At 65.0% G+C, this 19,943-nt stretch carries 18 protein-coding genes; 4 read left to right on the forward strand and 14 right to left on the reverse strand.

All coding sequences use genetic code 11. The annotated features are described in order from the left end of the window. Positions 1 to 60: 60 nt before the first annotated feature. The 3 genes from VHC04_RS00510 to VHC04_RS00520 form a co-directional block, all read right to left on the reverse strand. Positions 61 to 828: a (Fe-S)-binding protein gene (locus tag VHC04_RS00510; RefSeq protein ID WP_325676822.1), complete on the reverse strand. Its 768-nt coding sequence runs from the start codon at positions 826 to 828 to the stop codon at positions 61 to 63. A gap of 13 nt (positions 829 to 841) precedes the next feature. Next, the gene (locus VHC04_RS00515; RefSeq protein ID WP_325676824.1) at positions 842 to 1,507 is read right to left on the reverse strand and encodes a Tim44/TimA family putative adaptor protein; all 666 of its coding nucleotides are present in this window, start codon (positions 1,505 to 1,507) and stop codon (positions 842 to 844) included. 253 nt (positions 1,508 to 1,760) lie between these two features. Then, positions 1,761 to 1,952, reverse strand: coding sequence for a hypothetical protein (locus VHC04_RS00520; RefSeq protein WP_325676826.1), 192 nt, complete (start codon positions 1,950 to 1,952; stop codon positions 1,761 to 1,763). 145 nt (positions 1,953 to 2,097) lie between these two features. Here VHC04_RS00520 and VHC04_RS00525 point away from each other — a divergent pair, with 145 nt between their 5' ends. The 3 genes from VHC04_RS00525 (at position 2,098) to secB (ending at position 3,999) form a co-directional block, all read left to right on the forward strand. Continuing rightward, positions 2,098 to 2,583, forward strand: a complete 486-nt coding sequence (locus VHC04_RS00525; protein WP_325676828.1) for a MucR family transcriptional regulator — start codon at positions 2,098 to 2,100, stop codon at positions 2,581 to 2,583. 141 nt (positions 2,584 to 2,724) lie between these two features. Continuing rightward, entirely contained in the window at positions 2,725 to 3,279 is a 555-nt protein-coding gene (locus VHC04_RS00530; protein WP_325676830.1) for a histidine phosphatase family protein, read from the forward strand. Between the two features lie 156 nt (positions 3,280 to 3,435). Then, the gene (gene secB, locus VHC04_RS00535) at positions 3,436 to 3,999 is read left to right on the forward strand and encodes a protein-export chaperone SecB (protein WP_325676832.1); all 564 of its coding nucleotides are present in this window, start codon (positions 3,436 to 3,438) and stop codon (positions 3,997 to 3,999) included. Between the two features lie 24 nt (positions 4,000 to 4,023). On the opposite strand, the gene VHC04_RS00540 is transcribed toward secB, so the two are convergent. From VHC04_RS00540 to uvrA, 3 genes are all read right to left on the reverse strand, one after another. Next, positions 4,024 to 5,454, reverse strand: a complete 1,431-nt coding sequence (locus VHC04_RS00540) for an MFS transporter (RefSeq protein ID WP_325676834.1) — start codon at positions 5,452 to 5,454, stop codon at positions 4,024 to 4,026. A gap of 209 nt (positions 5,455 to 5,663) precedes the next feature. After that, complete coding sequence (locus tag VHC04_RS00545) at positions 5,664 to 6,587, reverse strand: phytanoyl-CoA dioxygenase family protein (protein WP_325676836.1); 924 nt, start codon at positions 6,585 to 6,587, stop codon at positions 5,664 to 5,666. A gap of 277 nt (positions 6,588 to 6,864) precedes the next feature. Beyond that, entirely contained in the window at positions 6,865 to 9,723 is a 2,859-nt protein-coding gene (gene uvrA / locus VHC04_RS00550) for an excinuclease ABC subunit UvrA (RefSeq protein ID WP_325676838.1), read from the reverse strand. A 407-nt stretch (positions 9,724 to 10,130) separates the two neighbouring features. On the opposite strand from uvrA, the gene katG reads away from it, so the two are divergent. Beyond that, complete coding sequence (gene katG / locus VHC04_RS00555) at positions 10,131 to 12,332, forward strand: catalase/peroxidase HPI (protein WP_325676840.1); 2,202 nt, start codon at positions 10,131 to 10,133, stop codon at positions 12,330 to 12,332. A gap of 254 nt (positions 12,333 to 12,586) precedes the next feature. Here katG and VHC04_RS00560 read toward each other — a convergent pair whose 3' ends face one another. From VHC04_RS00560 to VHC04_RS00595, 8 genes are all read right to left on the reverse strand, one after another. Continuing rightward, positions 12,587 to 13,282 (reverse strand): ABC transporter ATP-binding protein, encoded by a 696-nt coding sequence (locus VHC04_RS00560; protein ID WP_325676842.1) that lies wholly within the window; start codon positions 13,280 to 13,282, stop codon positions 12,587 to 12,589. Positions 13,283 to 13,295: 13 nt separating this feature from the next. Further along, the gene (locus VHC04_RS00565; protein ID WP_325676844.1) at positions 13,296 to 14,045 is read right to left on the reverse strand and encodes an ABC transporter ATP-binding protein; all 750 of its coding nucleotides are present in this window, start codon (positions 14,043 to 14,045) and stop codon (positions 13,296 to 13,298) included. After that, positions 14,045 to 14,968 (reverse strand): branched-chain amino acid ABC transporter permease, encoded by a 924-nt coding sequence (locus VHC04_RS00570; protein WP_325676846.1) that lies wholly within the window; start codon positions 14,966 to 14,968, stop codon positions 14,045 to 14,047. The genes VHC04_RS00565 and VHC04_RS00570 overlap by 1 nt, the downstream gene beginning before the upstream one ends. Continuing rightward, the gene (locus tag VHC04_RS00575; protein ID WP_325676848.1) at positions 14,968 to 15,837 is read right to left on the reverse strand and encodes a branched-chain amino acid ABC transporter permease; all 870 of its coding nucleotides are present in this window, start codon (positions 15,835 to 15,837) and stop codon (positions 14,968 to 14,970) included. The genes VHC04_RS00570 and VHC04_RS00575 overlap by 1 nt, the downstream gene beginning before the upstream one ends. A 6-nt stretch (positions 15,838 to 15,843) precedes the next feature. Next, positions 15,844 to 17,058, reverse strand: coding sequence for an ABC transporter substrate-binding protein (locus VHC04_RS00580; protein WP_325676851.1), 1,215 nt, complete (start codon positions 17,056 to 17,058; stop codon positions 15,844 to 15,846). A gap of 103 nt (positions 17,059 to 17,161) precedes the next feature. Next, complete coding sequence (locus VHC04_RS00585) at positions 17,162 to 17,719, reverse strand: VOC family protein (RefSeq protein ID WP_325676853.1); 558 nt, start codon at positions 17,717 to 17,719, stop codon at positions 17,162 to 17,164. A gap of 298 nt (positions 17,720 to 18,017) precedes the next feature. Next, on the reverse strand, positions 18,018 to 19,031 hold the full coding sequence (locus VHC04_RS00590) for a glycosyltransferase family 4 protein (protein WP_325677457.1): 1,014 nt from the start codon (positions 19,029 to 19,031) through the stop codon (positions 18,018 to 18,020). A gap of 79 nt (positions 19,032 to 19,110) precedes the next feature. Beyond that, on the reverse strand, positions 19,111 to 19,941 hold the full coding sequence (locus tag VHC04_RS00595; RefSeq protein ID WP_325676855.1) for a UDP-2,3-diacylglucosamine diphosphatase: 831 nt from the start codon (positions 19,939 to 19,941) through the stop codon (positions 19,111 to 19,113). Between the last annotated feature and the right edge of the window lie 2 nt (positions 19,942 to 19,943).

Below are 19,943 nucleotides of genomic sequence, written 5' to 3' on the forward strand. Positions count from 1 at the left end.
CATATGGCAAGTGGGTAGCCGCCGAATGGCATCGCCGGCGCCGATGGCCGGATGTCCGCGCTAATGCGGCCCTTCGCCGATGGGAGGCAATGCATCCGTCATACCCGCCAGCACTTCCGCCACATGCCGCACGTGTAACGGCTTGCCCAGCCGCTGCGCTCGGCCCGCCATATTCAGCAGGCAACCCAGGTCGCCCGCCAGCAGCGTGTCGGCGCCGGTGGTGGCTGCGTCCTCGATCTTGTCGGACACCATGCGGATCGAGATATCCGGGTACTTGACGCAGAACGTGCCGCCGAACCCGCAGCAGATCTCCGGCTCCTTCATCTCCACGATCGTTGCGCCGGCTGCCCGCAGCAAGGTGCGCGGCTGCTGCTTCACACCCAGCTCCCGCAGGCCGGAGCAACTGTCGTGGTAGGTGACAATACGCTGGAACCGCGCGCCGGTATCGGTGACATGCAGCACATCCGTCAGGAAGCTCACCAGCTCGAAGGTCCGTTCCGCCAAGGCGTCCGCCTTGGCGCGCAGGTTGGGATCGTCGTCGAACAGATGCGGCACATGGTGTTTCAGCATCCCGGCGCAGGACCCTGACGGGGCGACGACGTAGTCGAAGCCGCTGAAGCTATCCAGCACCGCCAGAGCGAGATCCCGCGCGGTGCCCCTGTCGCCGCTGTTATAGGCAGGTTGGCCGCAACAGGTCTGCGCGCGCGGCACTTCCACCGCGCAGCCGGCCTGCTCCAGCAGGCGGATGGCGGCAAAACCGATCGAGGGCCGGTGCAGATCGACGAGGCAGGTCACGAACAGACCCACCCGCTTTTTCGTATCCGTCATAAGACGGCTGATATCAGCCGCTGCGCGCCGCCACCAGACGCCACGTCGGATCCGAGGCGACCAGGTCCCGCTCAAAAGTCCACAGATCGACGATCTCGGTGACCGCATCCGTGCCGGTCAGCGGCTTGCCGCCGGCGTCCCGCGCGTAGCTGACCTGGTCCGATACGATCCGGACCATGATCTGCCCGGTCTTGCCCTTCAGCTCCGCCCCTTCGATCGCGAGCTGCTGGATGCTGCGGATTTCACTGACCTGGGTTTCATTGGCGGCCTCGCGAGCGCTGATGGCGCCCTCAAACGCGCGATAGGTATCGTCCGACAACAGATTGCGCAGTGTCACCCGATCGCCTTGCGCGAAGGCGGTCACGATCATGCGGAAGGCCTGGTCCACGCCGCCCAGGAACCGGCCGGGATCGAATGTGCCATCGATGTCCCGCATGCGCGCCAATGTCTGGCCGACCGGCGATGCCGGATCCGGCACGGATTGCTGCGCAGCGGGCACGGCAGGTTCCACCTTACCGTCGATCACCGGGCCTTGTGCCATGCGCGGCGCCGGTTGCACCGGCTGCGGTGGGCGCTCGAACCCGGTGCGGCGGCCGAGGATGCTGCGCAGGCGCAGCACCAGGAACGCGGCGATCATCCCGAACAGGACCAGATCGATCGGAAAACTGCCAGAACCCATCGCGCTGGATACCTCCTTATCCGGCACAGATAAGGGGCCGGGGCAGTCCTGACAAACGAATCCGGGATGAAAACGAGGATAACCGCGTGAATCACCCGAACCGGCCGCCGCGCCCGCGACCATCAGGCGTTGGCTGACCCGCTGCCCGACCCGAGGACCGAGGAAAAACCTCGGCTGACGGCGGCGCCAGCCTTCGACGCGTCCGGCCGACAGGCGACCCACCGCGACGCGGTTCAGCAGACACCGTGGTGTCTCAGGCTGCGAAAGCGTCTCGCACGGCCTCACTGGACGGTGTCGGCGCCTGCTGCATGTGCTCGGCGTCGATCCGGCGGATTTCCTGATAGATGGCGTCCGTCACCGCGCGCGGCGGCAGCGCGAACCACGATTCATCGGAATATCGGCTGCGAACCCGATTGTAGGCTTCCTCTACGACCCGATCGCTCATTGCACGCTCCTCATCCGACCTGAGAACCCGATTCAAACGCGGGGCGGCCGACATTCGGCCGCAACCCGGTTGACCGGTAAAAAAATTCTAATAGAACGTTAAAAAAACGTCAAAACACCATTTCATGCATGGGCAGCCCTATCCGATGGCCGAACGGCACCCTCGTCTCTTGACCCTTGTTTCCCTGATCGTCTCCGCTCATCTGGAACATAATTCCGTTGAAACCGAACAGGTCGGGACACTTATTCATAGTGTTTACAAAATCTTAGCCGCGTTGGCGGCAGACGCGGGATGGACGGCGCCGGCGCCGGCTGACCAGAACGCATATGAGAGTGAGGCCGCCGCTCATCGCCCCCCGGCGCGGCATGAGGGCTTCATCCATCCGATCTACGGCCAGACTGTGTGCGACGATCACCTGGTATGCATGGAGGACGGGCTGCGGATGAAGATGCTCAAACGGCACCTGCAGAAGGTGCATGGCCTCACGCCGGAGCAGTACCGCAGCAAATGGGGCTTGTCGCCGGATTACCCGATGGTCTCGGCCGGCTATGCGCGCCTTCGCTCCAGTCTGGCGGTGGAGAGCGGTCTCGGCCTAAAACCCGGCGCGAAACCGGCGCGTCAGCCTCGTTAACGCCGGGAGTTTGTATTCGGGTGCTCAGATACACTCGCACTAGCACCGCGCAGCGATCCCGGGTCCTGTCGACCACGCGGCGGCCAGCGCCGGCCCCGGCGTTTCGTTGTGCCCTGGCGGTCTCGCTGCTATGGCCGGACCATGATCCTGCTGCGCCATGGCCAGAGCGAATTCAACCTGCATTTCGGCGTCACCCGCCGCGACCCGGGCATCATCGACCCCCGCCTGACGCGGCTGGGCCATGAGCAGGCCGACGCCGCGGCAGAGGCTTTGGCCGCCGAGGGCATTACCCGCATCATCGCTTCCCCTTACACTCGCGCGCTGCAGACCGCGCACCCGATCGCCCGCCTGCTGGGACTGCCGGTCGTCATCGAGCCGCTGATCCGCGAGCGCTATGCGTATGCGTGCGATATCGGCTCCCCCTGCTCTGTCCTTTCGCGAGAATGGCCGGACCACGATTTCTCCCACCTCGACGATGTCTGGTGGCCGGACCGGGAGGAGTCCGAATCCTCCATCCTGGGCCGAGCGGCCCGTTTCCGGGAGAGTCTGGCGGCCCGGGAGGATTGGGCCGAGACCCTGGTCGTCAGCCACTGGGGCTTCATTCTCTCGATGACCGGGCGCAGCGTGATGAACGGACAATGGCTGCGGTGCGATCCGTCGCAACCCGGTCCCGAAAGCCTGACCTGGCAAGCCTGATCCGGCAGGCGTGACGTCCGACCCCACGGGGCCTTCGGGCCGGCCTGGGCCTTGCGATCGTGTTGGCGCGGCGGAAAGCCGGATGTCCGCGCCGTAATCCTGGAAATGTCAACTCAACCGTGTTACCGGGCGCCGCATCCGACACGGAGATAACAGATGTCCGAAACCGCCCAGAACCCCCAGGGCACCCAGCCACCCGGCCAGCAGACGCCGCCGCTGGTGGTCAACATCCAGTATGTGAAGGACCTGTCGTTCGAGGTTCCCGGCGCGCCGGCGATTTTCACCACGCTGCGCAGCCAGCCACAGGTCGCGATCAACCTGGATGTTCAGGCCCGGCGGGTTACCGACGGGCAGAATGCCTTCGAAGTGTCGATCATCATCCGGGCCGAGGCGCACGACAATGCCAATCAGGGCGACGCGGCGCATATGCCCGCGCCGACGGTATTTGTGGCGGAGCTGACCTATGCCGGCGTCTTCACGCTGAGCGGTCTGCCGGAAAACGCGATCGAGCCCGTGCTGCTGGTGGAATGCCCGCGCATCCTGTTCCCGTTCGCGCGCAATATCCTGGCGGATGTCACCCGCGACGGCGGTTTCCCCCCCGTGCTGCTGCAACCCATCGATTTCGTGGCGCTGTGGCAGGCTCGGCGCAACCAGGCCGGCGCCCCGGTACCCAATATGGGGGCGGCGAACGCCGGCCCGATCGGCGGCGCCATCGCCTGACCCTCTTATGTGGCGGCACCGCTGTCAGTGCTCCGACAACGGTGCCGCCACATCCTCCAGCGGCCGCCCGGCCGCCTCCACGCCCAGGATCACCTCACATATCGCCGCCCCGATCATCAGTCCGGCGGCGAAGAGATATCCGTATGCGACCAGCCACATGTCGCCGGTACCGATCAGCCAGCCGAACAGGGCCGGCGCGGTAACGCCACCCAGCAGCGTCCCCAGGGCATAGAACAGCGCGATCGCCATGGCCCGGGTTTCCAGCGGAAAGATCTCGCTCGCCGTCAAATAGGCGGAGCTGGCCGCGGCGGACGCGACGAAGAAAATCACCATCCAGCACAGCGTCTGCCCCCAGGCACTCAGCATGTCGAACCCGAACAGGAACGCCACGCCGGCCAACAGCGCGCCGGCGACCGCATAGGTGCCGGCGATCATCGGTTTCCGCCCGATCGTATCGAAAAGCGGCCCCAGGCAGATCGGGCCCAGGAAGTTCCCGAGGGTGAGCGGGAGGATATAGGCGCCGACATGGCCTGCCGGCACGGCGTGAAACCTGGTGAGCACGAGGCCATAGGTGAAGAACACGCTGTTGTACAGGAAGGCCTGCGCGACCATCAGCGCCAGGGCCAGGGCGCTGCGGCCAGGATGCCGGGTCAGCATGGCCCGCACGATCAGGCCGAAACCGAAGACCCGGCGCGGGTGAATGGTCAGCACGCGGCCGGCCGGCGGCAACGCCGAGGCAACGCTGCGTCTCACCTGGTCTTCGATGGTCCGGGTGGTGTGCTCAGCCTCCTCCGCCAAGCCATGGGTTACCTGCCAGCGCGGACTTTCGGGAACGAAGCGCCGCAACGCCAGGATGCAGATGCCGAACACCGCACCGATGCCGAAGCCGAGACGCCAGCCGGTATCGACGCTGACGAAGGTCCCGGACAGCAGCGGCAGCGAGGCCCCTGCCCCAGCAGCCGCGCCGGCCCAGTAGCTGCCGTTGATGAACAGCGCGATACGGCCGCGCAGCCGGGCGGGCATGAGTTCATCGATCGCCGAGTTGATCGCCGCGTATTCGCCGCCGATGCCGAACCCGGTCAGCGCACGTGCCAGGGCAAACGACCAGAAATCCCAGGCGAAGGCGGTTGCAAGCACCCCGACGATATAGACGCCGATCGTGGTATAGAAGATCGAGCGCCGGCCGAACCGGTCGGTCATCCAGCCGAACAGAAGTGCCCCGGCCACGGCACCGGCCACATACCACGCCGCGATGGTCCCGATATCCTGGTCGGTCAGCGCCAGGGTGCCTGGATGCGTCAGCATCGGTCCGATCGAGCCAATGATGGTGACTTCCAGACCGTCCAGAACCCAGGTGATGCCCAGGGCGATCACCACCAGCAGATGGAACCGGCTCCAGGGCAGCCGGTCGATACGGGCGGGAATATCGGTGCGAATGGGTGAGACGGCCGTCATGCGGTCGCTTGCCGGTCATGTTGGATGCGCCGCGACATGGTTCCTCTCGGTCAGGGATCGAACGCGCGGAGGGAGCGAATGGTTGCCTGCCCGACCGGTGGCCGCCGCGACGCGGACGCTGTCACCGGCAGTGCCGCCGCCCCAGTGGGCTGCGCGCGGAGGCGCCGCCGGCGACGGCCGTGCCGGTTACGGAGCGGCGGCGGACTGGCCTATTGCTGCAGCACCGGCGGTATCATGCCCATGACCGACTGGTCCAGAGGGTAGTACATGCTGACATAGCCAGCGAAACTGTCATACGGCACGATCGTCTTGTGACCTTTGTAATATCGGAACCAGAACGGTTCGGTCGTGGCGGGATAATAATGCGTCACACAGGACAGTCGACTGGTGGTGTCGGGCAGGACCCGCGGATGGCTGCGATGGACCAGATCGGCTGTCCAGAACAGCACATCGCCCTTCTTTGCCATGAACCGCTCATAAGGATAGCCCGCGTCCCGGCAGGCCTGATCGAGTTCCTGGGCATAGCGCGCGCCGTCATCGACCTGGCCGTCGAACCGCTTGGTGCCATCCTTGAACAGATAATGTGGCAGGCGATGGCTGCCGCCATAGAAGGCGAGTTCGCCGGCGCCTTCCACCACATCCTCCAGCGCGATCCAACTCGCCACCAGCAGCAGAGGGTCTTCCACCGCCACCACCGACGTATCCTGGTGCACCAGATGTCCATTGCTGCGCTGAAACAACAGCTGCTGCATCGCCACCGGCCTGGTTCGGAATACGGTAGCCAGAAAGCCCACGATGGACGGATGGAAACAGACCCGCCGCGCCGATTCCAGGTTCACATACAGGTCGAACAGGCTTTCGAAAGTCTCGGGTGTCGTTCCGGACAGTTTCAGTTTTGACGATCCGCTGCGGTGATCCGTGGTGACGAACATGCCGGGTGTGAGATGATGCGTCCTAATATCCCGGACGAAGGCGTCGATCAGGGCCGGCTGAATGGCATTGCGCCGGATCAGGTAGCCATGGCGGATGAAGTGGTCGAGATCGTCACGGGTTTGGTCCGAGATCAGCTTGTCGCGATACAGTACGCCCAACTGGTCCAAGGCATCCGGCGCATCGGTCCATAGCGTCTTCATGCCAAGGTTATCGCCTGGTGCCGCCCACATGTCCGTTCCCGCCCGGTTTTGCCGTTTGAGCCAGCCTACACTGTCACAGGCAGCAGTCGAGGTGCAACATGCCATAGTCCAGCGGCCAGGATCCGGGCGTCAGCAGGCGTGAATCGCATTTTTAAATCAAACTGTTGCAGAGCATAACACGAGCCATTGAATCCGTTTTGCTCCGGACACCGGCCGGTCTGATTTCAATTGCATCAATCGGATATTTTTGGCGTCAATCAATAACGCCGCCGACACATTACGCGCGCCGGCGCGCCTTCTTCACCGGTTCCGCGGCCCGCATCAGCGGGGCCAGAAAGCGGCCGGTATGGCTGTCGGGGTTCATCACGATGTCCTCTGGCGTACCTTCGGCGACGATCCGGCCACCGCCGTCACCGCCCTCCGGCCCCAAGTCCAGAATCCAGTCCGCGGTCTTGATGACCTCCAGGTTATGCTCGATCACCACGACCGTATTGCCCTGGTCCACGAGGGCGTGCAGCACTTCCAGCAGTTTCCGAACATCCTCGAAATGCAGGCCCGTGGTCGGTTCGTCCAGGATGTACAGTGTTCGTCCGGTGGCGCGCCGGGCCAGTTCCTTCGACAGCTTGATCCGTTGCGCCTCCCCGCCGGACAGCGTGGTGGCCTGCTGGCCCAGCGCGATGTAGCCCAGGCCGACCTGCTGCAGGATCTTCAGCCGGTCATGAATACGGGTCTGGGCGGAGAAATACGGCACTGCCTCATCCACTGTCATCGCCAGGACATCGGCGATCGACTTGTCGCGAAACCTGATCTCCAATGTTTCGCGATTGTAGCGTTTTCCCTTGCATGTGTCGCAGGTCACGAAGACATCGGGCAGGAAGTGCATCTCGATCTTCAGCACACCGTCGCCCTGGCACGCCTCGCACCGGCCCCCCTTCACATTGAAGCTGAACCGCCCCGGCTTGTAGCCTCGCGCCCGGCTGTCCGGTAGTTCGGCGAACCAGTCGCGGATCGGGGCGAACAGGTCGGTATAGGTGGCGGGGTTGGAGCGCGGCGTGCGGCCGATCGGCGACTGGTCGATATCGATGATCTTGTCCAGGTTCTCCAGCCCCTCGATCCGGTCATGCACCGAGGGCACCAGACCGGCGCCCATCAGCTTGCGGGCGGCCGCCTTGTACAGCGTGTCGATCACCAGGGTGGATTTGCCGCCGCCCGACACGCCGGTGACACAGGTGAAGGTGCCCAGCGGAAAACCAGCGGTTACGTTCTTGAGATTATTCGCGCGGGCACCGACCACCCGCAGGATGCGGTCCTTCTGCACCGGCCTGCGCAGCGCCGGCACCGGGATCATCCGCCGCCCGGACAGGTAGTCCCCGGTCAATGATTTCGGGTTCGCGGCAACCTCGGCCGGCGTGCCCTGGGCGATCACATGCCCGCCATTCACCCCGGCGGCCGGCCCCATGTCGACCAGGTGATCCGCCGCGCGGATCGCATCCTCGTCATGCTCCACGACCAGGACGGTGTTGCCCAGGTCGCGCAGCCGCCGCAACGTGCCCAGCAGGCGTTCGTTGTCACGCTGGTGCAGACCGATCGACGGCTCGTCCAGCACATACAGCACGCCGGTCAGGCCGGAACCGATCTGGCTGGCCAGCCGGATGCGTTGCGATTCACCGCCGGACAGCGTGGCAGAGCCGCGCGCCAGGGTCAGGTAGTCCAGCCCGACATCGACCAGGAAGCGCAGCCGGTCGTTGATTTCCCGCAGGATGCGGCCGGCGATCTCCTGCCGCTGCGGCGTCAATTGCGGCAGCACGCTTTCGAACCAGGGCTGCGCATGCCGGATCGACAGTTCCGAGGCCTCGGCAATGTTCTTGCCGGCGACCCGCACCGACAGCGCCTCCGGCCGCAGGCGCGCGCCGGCGCAGGCGGCGCAGGGCTTCTCCGCCTGGTAACGAGCCATCTCCTCGCGCACCCAGGCGCTATCGGTTTCCTGCCAGCGGCGCTGCAGATTCTTCAGCACGCCCTCAAACGGTTTCGTTACGGTATACGCTCTGACCCCATCCTTGTAGGTGAACGCGACCGGTTCGCCGGTGCCGTTCAGGATCGCATCCCGCACCGAAGCTGGCAGGTCACGCCACGGGGTCTTTGTCGTCTGCTTGAAATGCCTCGCCAGGCTTTGCAGCGTCTGGTCGTAGTATGGCGATTGCGCGCCGGCCCAGGGTGCGATGGCACCATCGGCCAGCCCCAGCCGTTCGTCGGGCACCACGAGGTCCGGATCGAAGAAGGTCTCGACCCCCAGGCCGTCGCAGGCCGGACAGGCCCCTTGCGGCGAGTTGAACGAGAACAGCCGCGGCTCGATCTCCTCGATGGTGAAGCCGCTCACCGGGCAGGCAAAGCGTGAGGAAAACACGGTACGCTCACCGTTATCGGCGTTCTCGGCGTAGACCACGCCGTCCGACAGGCCCAGCGCAGTCTCGAAACTGTCGGCAAGGCGCGGCTGGATGCCGTCCCGCACGGCGATGCGGTCCACCACCGCCTCGATCTCATGCTTGATCTTGCGGTTCAGGGCGGGAACGTCACCGATCTCGTACAGCGTGCCGTCGACCTTGACACGGGTGAAGCCGCGACGCTGCAGCTCCCCCAGCTCCTTGCGGTATTCGCCCTTGCGGTCACGCACCACCGGCGCCAGCAGCAGCAACCGCGTGCCCGACGGCATCGTCATGACGCGGTCCACCATCTGGCTGACGGTCTGCGCCTCGATCGGCAGACCGGTGGCCGGCGAATACGGTACGCCGACGCGGGCCCAGAGAAGACGCATGTAATCGTGGATTTCGGTCACCGTGCCGACGGTGGAACGCGGGTTCTTCGAGGTCGTCTTCTGCTCAATGGAAATTGCCGGCGACAGACCCTCGATGCTGTCCACATCGGGCTTGCCCATCAGTTCCAGGAACTGCCGCGCATAGGCGGACAGGGACTCCACGTAGCGACGCTGCCCCTCGGCGTAGATCGTGTCGAAGGCCAGAGAGGATTTGCCCGATCCGGACAGTCCGGTCAGCACCGTCAGCGAGTCACGCGGGATGACGACGTCAATATTCTTGAGGTTATGTTCCCGCGCGCCGCGCACGTGGATGTTGCCGGCCATGAGGCGTGTGATCCCTTTTTTGGGGCTGCGTGTTCATCCTGCGTTCCCGTTTTGCCAGAGACCCGGCAGGGTGGGAAGCGGATTTCCTGACGGTCGCCTATGTGGCCTCGGCGGGGCGAAACGCCAGGGTCGGGGCGGACGGGCGGTGCGCCGGCAGCTTCACTCTTGACGTCGCTTTCCGGCGGATTTTGATTGACGATACGCGAGGCAGCGTAAAACCGATGGCCGCGGACCGAAGGCGGCTTCTAACGGGTTGAAGCCGGCGATACTGTCATCGATCTGCGATTGACCGATCTTTGGTGATAGCTAAAATCGATTACATTAAGAAATTTAATCGATTGGACGAATAGACAGAAGGGTGCGATGTCCTGGCGCGGGACCAACACCACAACACTGCGGAGGTAGTCATGAACGTCGAAAGCAAATGCCCCATGCACGGCGGCCAGATGCAAGGCCACGCCGTCCTGTTCGAGATGACCAATCGGGTCTGGTGGCCGAACCAGCTTGACCTGTCGGTGCTGCATCAGAACCCGCCGGCCGGCAATCCGATGCCGGCGGGCTTCGACTACGCCAAGGCGTTCAAGTCGCTCGACCTTCAGGCGGTGAAGCAGGATCTTTACGCGCTGATGACCGACTCGCAGGATTGGTGGCCGGCCGATTTCGGCCACTATGGCGGGTTGTTCATCCGCATGGCCTGGCACAGCGCTGGCACCTATCGCATCGGCGACGGCCGCGGCGGCGCCGGGTACGGCACGCAGCGTTTCGCGCCGCTGAACAGCTGGCCAGACAACGCCAACCTGGACAAAGCCCGCCGCCTGCTATGGCCGATCAAGCAGAAATACGGCAGCAAGCTGTCCTGGGCCGACCTGCTGATCCTGGCCGGCAACTGCGCGCTGGAATCGATGGGCTTCAAGACCGCCGGCTTCGGCGGCGGCCGCATCGATGTGTGGGAGCCGCAGAACGATATCTATTGGGGGCCGGAGCGCGAGTGGTTGGGCGACAAGCGCTACAGCGGCGAACGCGACTTGGAAAACCCACTGGCCGCGGTGCAGATGGGCCTGATCTATGTGAACCCGGAAGGCCCCAACGGCGAACCCGATCCGGTGAAGGCGGCGCGCGACATCCGCGAAACATTCGCGCGCATGGCGATGAACGATGAGGAAACCGTCGCCCTGATCGCCGGCGGACACAGCTTCGGCAAGACCCATGGCGCCGCCGACCCGGCGCAGTATATCGGGCCGGAGCCGGAAGGCGCCGGGCTGGAGGAACAAGGCCTGGGCTGGCGCAACAGCTATGGCAAGGGCAACGGCGACCAGACCATCACCAGCGGCCTGGAAGTCATCTGGACTCAGACGCCGACCAAGTGGAGCAATCTGTTCTTCGAGAACCTGTTCAAATACGAATGGGAACTCACCAAGAGTCCGGCGGGTGCGCACCAGTGGGTGGCGAAGAACTACGACCCGTCCGAGGCCATGCCGGATGCCCACGACCCGTCGAAGCGTCACGCACCGACCATGCTGACGACCGATCTGTCGCTGCGGTTCGACCCTGCGTATGAGAAGATTTCGAGACACTTCCTCGAGAATCCGGACGCATTCGCCAAGGCGTTCGCCGATGCCTGGTACAAGCTGACCCATCGCGACATGGGGCCGCATGTACGGTTGCTTGGGCCGGAAGTCCCGGCCGAGGCGAAGCTGTGGCAGGACCCGATCCCGCCGGTCGACCACACGCTGATCGATGCCGCCGACATCGCCGACCTGAAGACGAAGATCCTGGCCAGCGGCCTGTCCATCTCCCGCCTGGTCGCTACCGCCTGGGCCTCCGCCTCCACGTTCCGCGGCTCCGACAAGCGCGGCGGCGCCAATGGAGCGCGCATCCGCCTTGCCCCCGCGAAGGATTGGGCGGTGAACGAGCCGAAGGAGCTGGCCGTCGCCCTGGACAAGCTGGAAGCCATCCAGAAAGCCTTCAACGCCGCGCAGACGGGCGGCAAGAAGGTCTCGCTGGCAGACCTGATCGTGCTGGGCGGCTGCGCCGCGATCGAGGCGGCGGCGAAGAAGGCCGGCCAGACGGTGACGGTGCCCTTCACCCCTGGCCGGACCGATGCATCGCAGGAACAGACCGATGTCGAGTCCTACGCGGTGCTGGAACCGAAGATCGACGGCTTCCGCAACTTTGCCGGCGTTCCGTCGCCGTACTCGCTGGAGGAGATGCTGGTGAACCGCTCTCACCTGCTGAACCTGACGGCACCGGAAATGACGGTGCTGCTCGGCGGCCTGCGGGTACTGGGCGCGAATGTCGGCGGATCCAGGCACGGCGTGTTCACCGACCGGCCGGAGACGCTGACGAACGACTTCTTCAGGAACCTGGTGGCGAGCGGGACCAGCGTGATCTGGGAGGCGCAGGATGACGGGTCCTTCGTCGGCACCGACCGCAAGACGGGCGCGAAGAAGTGGACCGCGACGCGGGTAGACCTAGTCTTCGGGTCGAACTCGCAGCTTCGCGCACTGTCCGAAGCCTATGCGACCGATGACGCGGCGGGCCTCTTCACGGATTCCTTCGTGGCGGCCTGGACGAAAGTGATGAACGCGGATCGGTTCGAGTTGGCTTGATCGCCTCGCGCCGCTTGCATTGACCGCGCGAAGCACGGGCCTCCAGCACTTGCTGCTGGGGGCCTGTTGTCTCTGTTGCTCGCGCCTAGCGGGGCGGTAGGCAGTGCCGGGCCACAGCGGAGTGTCCTGGACGAAGCCGTGGATGGCCCACGGCACGCCGTGACGGCATCACAACGGTGCCGCCGCGCCGCGCGCGCCGCGCATCCGGTGGGACCTGCACACCCCATGCGCGACCGAGCCGCCCGACGCCACCGCTACAGCGTCAGATACTTGCCGCGGATGGTTTCTTCCTCGGCGCGAAACACCGTCGGGGTGGCGGCATAGACGATCCGGCCCTTGACCATCACATGAAGCTGATCGGCCACCGCTTCGGCCAGTTTCATGTTCTGCTCGATCAGCAGGATCGTGACCCCTTCATCGCACAGGCGGCGGATCACTCCGCCGAGTTCCCGTACCACCAGCGGGGCAAGCCCCTGGCTCGGCTCGTCCAGCAGCACCACGCGCGGATCGCTGACCAGCGCGCGGGCGATCGCCAGCATCTGCTGCTCACCGCCGGAAAGCTGCCAGCCGCGATTGCCGGACCGCTCCCGCAACGAGGGAAACAGGTCCAGCAGCCGCTCCAGCGTCCACACCCTGGCGGGCCTGCGTTCGCCGACGCGAATATTTTCCAGCACCGACAGATCGGGAAAGATCAGCCGCCCTTCCGGCACATAGGCAACGCCGGCACGCGCGATCAGGTGCGGCGGCCAGCCGGCGATGTCCTGGCCATCCAGCAGCACCTGCCCGGATGTCGGACGCACCAGCCCCATGATACTGCGCACCGTGGTCGTCTTGCCGACGCCGTTACGACCCAGCACGGCACCGATCGTTCCGGCCGGAACCTCCAGGTCCACGCCCTGCAACACGTGGCTGCTGCCGTAATGCGTGTTCAGCCCTTCGATCCGCAACATCACGCGTATCCCATCAGGCATACCCACCCAGATAGGCGTCCTGCACCGCCTGGTTGGCCTTCACCGCCTCCGGCACATCATCGGCAATCACGGTGCCCCGATGCAGCACGGTGATCTTCCGCGCCAGCCGGAACACGACCTCCATGTCATGCTCCACCAGCAGAACGGTCAGGCTACCGTCCGCCAGCACCGCCTCCAGCGTCTCGACCGCCGTGCCGGTTTCCTCCACCGACAGGCCCTGCGTCGGCTCGTCCAGCAGCAGCACGCGCGGCTGCTGCGCCAGAGCCATCGCCACTTCCAGCAGCCGCTGATCCCCGTGCGACAGCAGTCCGGCGGGACGGTTGGCGACGTCGGCCAGACCGAGCCGTTCCAGCGCCATGTCGCCGCGGCGGGAGGCTTCGCGAAACACCGGCCCGCCGCCCCAGGGGCGCCAGCGCCCGCCCAGCCGCGCCTGGGCTGCGGTGCGGCAGTTTTCCCGCGCGGTCATCTCGGGGAAGAGGGCGGTGAGCTGGAAGGTGCGCGACAGCCCGGCCTGGCAGACCTGGTAGGACGACAACCCGGTCAATGAGCGGCCGCCAAATCGCACCTCCCCCGATGTCGGCTTCACCACGCCGGTGATGAGGTGAAACAGGCTGGTCTTCCCGGCACCGTTCGGGCCGATCACCGCTCGCACCTCGCCGCTTTCGACCTGCATCGACACGTCGTTGACCGCCAGCAACCCGCCATAGCGCTTGGTCAGTCCACGCAGCTCCAGGAACGCCATCAGACCCGCGCCCGTCGCCGCGTCAACAGGCCCCAGATCCCCTCGGGGGCGAGCATGACGAAGCCGATGAAGATCAGGCCGAAGAATAGCGCCCAGGATTCCGTCCACTGGCTGAGGACCTGCTGCACGATCATGAAGAATCCAGCGCCCAGGATCGGCCCGAGCAGGGTCCCCTGCCCGCCCACGATCACCATGATCAGCACCTGACCCGAGAACAGCCAGTACAGCAGGTCGGTGTTGGCGAAGCCGGCGAAGGGCGAGTACAGCGCCCCCGCCAGGCCGCCCAAGGCGAAGGAAATCGCCACGACCGCGACCTTGTACAGCCGCGTATTGAAGCCCAGCGACAGCATCTTGGCCTCGTTCTCGCGGATGCCGCGCAGCACCGCCCCGAACGGTGCATTCACCAGCACCCGGCAGAACACATAGGCGGCGGCCAGGCAGAACAGCACCAGCTCGTAATATCCCACCCTCGTCTCGAAGACGGTCAGGCCGAGTGGCCCCGGCCGGCGCGGGATGCCCGCCAGGCCGTCCGAGGCACCGGTGACCGACGTCCACTTGAAGGCAATGGCGAACAGCAGCTGCGCGAAGGCGAGCGTCAGCATGGAGAACGATATGCCTGTCGCCAGGGTACAGACCCAGGCGACGCCGATCGCCAGGACACCGGCGAAGACCGCGGCGGCAATGATGGCAAACGGCAGCGGGACGGCAAAATGCAGCAGGATATAGCCGGCCGTGTAGGCGCCCAGCCCATAGGCGGCCGCATGGCCGAAACTGACCAGCCGCGTGTAGCCGACCATCAGGTCCAGGCTCATGGCCAGCAAACCCAGGATCAGCGCCTCGGTCAGCAGGGTCAGCGCGAACACGGGCAAAACCAGCGGCGCGGCGGCCAGCAGCGCCGCGGCCAGCACCAACAACAGCGGCATCAGGCCTCCTTGCCGAGAAGGCCGCCCGGCCGGATGACCAGCACCAGCAGCATCAGCATATACATCGCCGCCAGGGCGAAATCGGGGAAGTAGTAGTTGCCGAAGACCTGGACGAAGGCGACCAGCACCGCGGCGATCAGGGAGCCCAGGAAGCTGCCCATCCCGCCGATGATGACGATCACGAAGGCGTCGATGATGGCATTCGCCGCCATGCCCAGAGAGGCCGTGACCAGCGGCGCCGCCAGCACCCCGCCCAGAGCGGCGAGGCCGCAGCCGATACCGAAGATCGCCGACCGCACCATGTTCACGTCCACGCCCAGCGCGTGCACCATCTCCGCGTTTTGGCTCGTCGCGCGGATCAGCAGGCCAAGGCGCGTACGCTCCAGGAACTGCCAGATCGCGATCGCAACGACGACGCCGGCCCCGGCCAGAAACAGGCGGTAGATCGGGAACGGCTCATCGAACAGGAAGACGATGCCCGAGAACAGGTCCGGCACCGGTACTTCCAGCGGCTGCACGCCCCAGGTCAGGCGGATGAGTTCCTCCAGCACCAGGGTCAGACCGAACGTCACCATCAGGAAAGCACTGGCGTCGCGCTTGTATAGCCGTCGCAGCAGCCCGAGTTCGAACGCCGCGCCGATGGCACCGGCAACCACCGGCGCCACGATCAGCGCCATCCAGAAGCTGCCGGTGATACGGCCGGTGGTGAAGCCGATGAACGCCCCCAGCATATAGAATGTGCCGTGGGCGAAGTTGACGATCCGCATGATGCCGAAGATCAGCGTCAGCCCCACGCCTAGGAAGAACAGCAACGCCGCCTGAGAGAACGCGTTCAGGCACTGCGTGACCAGGAATCCGAGCAGGTCCATCCCCGATCAGTCGGTATAGGTCATCTGCTTGCAGGCCGGCGTCACCTTGGAGGCCGGATAAGAGGCAATGACATTGGGACGCGGCTTGCCGTCCGGTCCCTTCTCCACCTTCACCGCAAAGCCCGGCTGTTCGCCCTGGTGGTCGCAGGCCCTGATCGTAATAGGGCCCTTGATGCTGTCGATCTGCAAGCCTTCCAGCGCCGCGCGCAGCTTCGCGGTCTCGACGCTCCCCGCCTTCTCGATGCCCGCCTGGAGCACCATGCAGGACTGGTACTGATCGCCCTCGAACATCCAGGGCTCCTTGCCGTATTCGGCCTTCCAGGCGGCGACGAATTCCTTGCTTTTCGGATTGTCCAGCGAGTTCGGATAGCGCGACGAGCCGATCAGGCCGAGCGAGGCATCCCCCGTAGCCTGCAGCACGAGCTCGTCGGCGATCTCGGTCAGCATCTGCATCTTGTCGCCAAGGCGGTACTGTTTCGCTTGCGTCAGGAAGGCATTGTAGTCGTCGCCCGACAGAACCAGATACACGCCATCGGCGCCGGATTGCCGGATCTTGGTAATGTAGGTGGAAAAATCCTTCGTGCCGATCGGCGAATAGACCGCGCCGAGGAAGGTCCGGCCGGACTTCTTCACCTCCTGCTCAAACACATCCATCGAATTATGGCCCCAGGCATAATCCATGCCGATGCCGTAGAACGCCTTTAGCGGAGAATCGCGCAGCCATAGTGCCACGACGCGGGTGCCCATCGGACCCGATACGTTCGGGCGGAAGAAGTTTGGCACCAGCGATTCACCCGTCAGCCGCCCATCACCATTGTCGCCGGAGACGAAAATCGCGTCCCATTCGGCAAGTTTCGGCACCGTGGCCAGTGCCTCGTTCGACGCGACGATCGCGGTCAGGATGCGGACGCCATCACGCTCCACCATCTCCTGCGCCTTGCGCACGCAGGTGGCGGGATTGCCGCCCGTATCCTCGAACAGCAGTTGGATCTGCCGGCCGCCCAGCAGGCCGCCTTTCGTGTTCACCTGCTTGGCCCAGAACTCACAGGCGCGACGCATCTGCGTGCCTACGCTGCCGGCCGCACCGGTGACGGCGCAGGGCATGCCGATCTTGATCGGGTCGGCGGCAACCACTCCACGGACAGCCGCGGGTGCCGCCAGCACAACCGAGGCTGATTGCAGAACAGTACGGCGCGTGATGCCGCCAGCACGCTTGAGCATACGGTTTCCTCCACCCAGGGTTTGGTTCGTCGTGATATTTGGACGCCTTATCACGCCAGGAAACACCAGACCCGTCGTGGACGCAATGGCGGACGGGTTTTGGTTACGCCTGTTCCCGTATCCGCAGGTCGTTGTTGGTACGGTGGTCGCCGGCCATCCAACGCGCCAGTTCTTGATGCGCGTCCGCCCGGCGAATCGCGTCGATCCTGGCGGCGTCCGGCGGATCGACGGTGAACTCCATCACCAGCCCATCCGGCGAGGTGCAGTACATCGACTTGCAGTAGCCGTGATCCGTAATGCGCACGGCCAGCCCAGCGCCGCGGACCCGGGCCACCAGTTCCTCGAAGGTCGGCTCATCCACCTTGAAGGAGATATGGTCGAAATTTCCGATTTCCGCCGGCCGCTCGGCCTGCGTCTTCCGATAGACCTCCTCATCGGCGAAGGAGAAGAAGGCGAGCGCCCCGCCATCCCCCATGCTGTAGAAGGTGTGGCAGAATGCCACTTCCCGTCCGACCCAGGGATTGAAGTGCTTCTCACACCAGGTCGCGGTCAGCGGGATACCCAGCACGTCCTCAAAGAAATGACGGTTCCGCTCCTGGTCCTTCACGACATAGGCGTGATGATGCAGGCGTTCCGGCGGGCGGGACAGCAATGCGGCCATCTTGGCTCCTCCCTGTCTTGTTTGTGGCGGCAACGATGGACCTCGGCGCGGTGGACCGCAAGCAGCCTCTCCGGCCGCTATCATCCCTGTGCACGATCAGGAGAAGCACGGGTGTCCGAGACCGTCTTCGCCCATGGCTCGTTCAAGCGGGGTTTCCGCAACGACCATGTCATGAACGGCACGACGGTCATGGCTACCGGCACGATCGGGCCGGCCCGGCTACATGATGGCCGACCTGGGTCCATATCCCCGCGGCGGTACGCGGCACCGATGCCATCGCCGGCGAGGTCCACGCGCTTCACGATGGCCAACGCATACCCAGCGGTACGAGGTGCGAGACGAATGTTTCGGCGCAGGCGCGCCACGAATAGGTCTCGGCATGGATACGGCACGCTGCCCTGTCGCCGTTCAACGCCATCAGGGCCGCGTTCCGCAGGTCGGCGTCGACCGCCCCGACCATCCCGGCCGTCCCCGCCAGCACGTCGCGCGGACCCGTCACCGGATAGGCTGCGACCGGTGTCCCACAAGCCAGCGCTTCCAGCAGCACCAGCCCGAACGTATCGGTCACACTCGGGAACACGAACACATCCGCGCTGGCATAGGAGCGGGCGAGCGGTTCCCCGAAGCGCGGGCCGGTGAATACCACCGCGGGGTAGGCCTTCCTCAGTGCGTCGAGCTGCGGGCCGCCACCGACCACCACCTTGGATCCCGGCAGATCCAGGTCCAGAAAGGCCCCGATATTCTTTTCGACGGCGACACGGCCTATGTACACGAAGACCGGTCGTGGCAGATCGAGAAAGTCGCTGCGTTCATAAGGCTGGAAAAGGGCCAGGTCGACACCGCGCGTCCATGGCCGGATATGGCGAAATCCCCGAGCGGCCAGATCCTCTCGCAACGATTGCGTCGCCACCATCATGCCCGACCCGGCGCCATGAAACCATCGCATCCAGGCATAGATCGGACTGATGGGGATGCCCGTCCGGGCATGGATATATTCCGCAAAGCGGGTGTGGAACGCCGTGGTGAACGCCGCGCTGTGCCGCCGCGCCCAGGCTCGGGCCGCCAGGCCCAGCGGCCCCTCGGTCGACACATGCAGCGCATCCGGCCGAAAGGATTCGATCATCCGCGCCAGGGCACGACCAGGAAACAGCGACAGCCGGATGTCCGGATAGGTCGGACAGGGAATGGTACGGAACCGGTCCGGTCCGGCCACCTCGACCGTGTGGCCCATCGCTTCCAGCTCGCCGATCACCGTGGTCATGGTGCGGACCACGCCGTTGACCTGCGGCTTCCATGCGTCAGTCACGACCATCACGCGCTGGGGCCATGGCGCGGCCGGACGGCTCTCCGCCATAGCCGCGGCCGGGACAATCTCCGACGTTGCCAGGGAGTCAGGCAGCTTGCGGCATCCCGACCGACCGTGGCTGATAGAAGGACAGGCGGTTCAGCGCCGCCCAGTCGATCAGTTCCAGCCGTCCGTCATGATGCTCGACCAGGGCCGTGCAACTCTCCACCCAATCGCCGCAGTTCAGATATTGAACCGCATTGACCTCCCGCATTTCGGCGTGATGGATGTGACCGCAGACCACCCCGTCGAAGCCGCGCCGGCTGGCCTCACCGGCCAGGGCGACCTCGAAACGATCTATCGCCTTCACCGCCTCCTTCACCTGCCGCTTCAGCCACGCCGACAGCGACCAGTACGGATAGCCCAGGCGGCGGCGCGCGGCATTGAACCAGCGATTGACCTCCAGCGCCGCCGTATAGGCCCAATCGCCCAGCAGCGCGAGGAACCGGGCGTAGCGCACCACGTTGTCGAACTCGTCGCCATGCATGATCAGCAGCCGCCTGCCATCCGCGGTCTCGTGCTCTGCCTGGCGGCAAAGCCGGATGCCGCAGATCTCCAACCCCATGGGTAGCCACGAACGAAACATCTCATCGTGATTGCCGGGGATGTAGATCACTTCGGTCCCCGACCGAGCGAGACGGACGATCTGGCGGAGGACGTTGTCGTGGGAGTCGTCCCAATACCAGGATTTCCGTAATCGCCAGCCATCGATGATGTCGCCGACGAGAAACAGCCTCTGGCAGTTGGTGCGGCTCAGGAAATCCGCCAGGAAGTCACTGCGGCAGCCCCGCGTCCCCAAATGCGTATCCGAAATGAAAACCGCCCGGTATTCCGCCCGCTCCATGCGCGGGCCGCCGACGGGGGATAGTGCGTTCATTG

It is taken from the genome of Rhodopila sp. (genome assembly GCF_035548095.1).
GTDB lineage: Bacteria > Pseudomonadota > Alphaproteobacteria > Acetobacterales > Acetobacteraceae > Rhodopila.

Coding starts and splice junctions, on each gene's coding strand:
- uvrA (WP_325676838.1), bottom strand. CDS start 9,723: ATGGCCGGCAACATCCACGTGCGCGGCGCGCGGGAACATAACCTCAAG.
- VHC04_RS00520 (WP_325676826.1), bottom strand. CDS start 1,952: ATGAGCGATCGGGTCGTAGAGGAAGCCTACAATCGGGTTCGCAGCCGA.
- VHC04_RS00595 (WP_325676855.1), bottom strand. CDS start 19,941: ATGAACGCACTATCCCCCGTCGGCGGCCCGCGCATGGAGCGGGCGGAA.
- VHC04_RS00590 (WP_325677457.1), bottom strand. CDS start 19,031: ATGGTCGTGACTGACGCATGGAAGCCGCAGGTCAACGGCGTGGTCCGC.
- secB (WP_325676832.1), top strand. CDS start 3,436: ATGTCCGAAACCGCCCAGAACCCCCAGGGCACCCAGCCACCCGGCCAG.
- katG (WP_325676840.1), top strand. CDS start 10,131: ATGAACGTCGAAAGCAAATGCCCCATGCACGGCGGCCAGATGCAAGGC.
- VHC04_RS00530 (WP_325676830.1), top strand. CDS start 2,725: ATGATCCTGCTGCGCCATGGCCAGAGCGAATTCAACCTGCATTTCGGC.
- VHC04_RS00525 (WP_325676828.1), top strand. CDS start 2,098: ATGGCCGAACGGCACCCTCGTCTCTTGACCCTTGTTTCCCTGATCGTC.
- VHC04_RS00560 (WP_325676842.1), bottom strand. CDS start 13,282: ATGTTGCGGATCGAAGGGCTGAACACGCATTACGGCAGCAGCCACGTG.
- VHC04_RS00565 (WP_325676844.1), bottom strand. CDS start 14,045: ATGGCGTTCCTGGAGCTGCGTGGACTGACCAAGCGCTATGGCGGGTTG.
- VHC04_RS00585 (WP_325676853.1), bottom strand. CDS start 17,719: ATGGCCGCATTGCTGTCCCGCCCGCCGGAACGCCTGCATCATCACGCC.
- VHC04_RS00580 (WP_325676851.1), bottom strand. CDS start 17,058: ATGCTCAAGCGTGCTGGCGGCATCACGCGCCGTACTGTTCTGCAATCA.
- VHC04_RS00545 (WP_325676836.1), bottom strand. CDS start 6,587: ATGAAGACGCTATGGACCGATGCGCCGGATGCCTTGGACCAGTTGGGC.
- VHC04_RS00515 (WP_325676824.1), bottom strand. CDS start 1,507: ATGGGTTCTGGCAGTTTTCCGATCGATCTGGTCCTGTTCGGGATGATC.
- VHC04_RS00575 (WP_325676848.1), bottom strand. CDS start 15,837: ATGGACCTGCTCGGATTCCTGGTCACGCAGTGCCTGAACGCGTTCTCT.
- VHC04_RS00540 (WP_325676834.1), bottom strand. CDS start 5,454: ATGACGGCCGTCTCACCCATTCGCACCGATATTCCCGCCCGTATCGAC.
- VHC04_RS00570 (WP_325676846.1), bottom strand. CDS start 14,968: ATGCCGCTGTTGTTGGTGCTGGCCGCGGCGCTGCTGGCCGCCGCGCCG.
- VHC04_RS00510 (WP_325676822.1), bottom strand. CDS start 828: ATGACGGATACGAAAAAGCGGGTGGGTCTGTTCGTGACCTGCCTCGTC.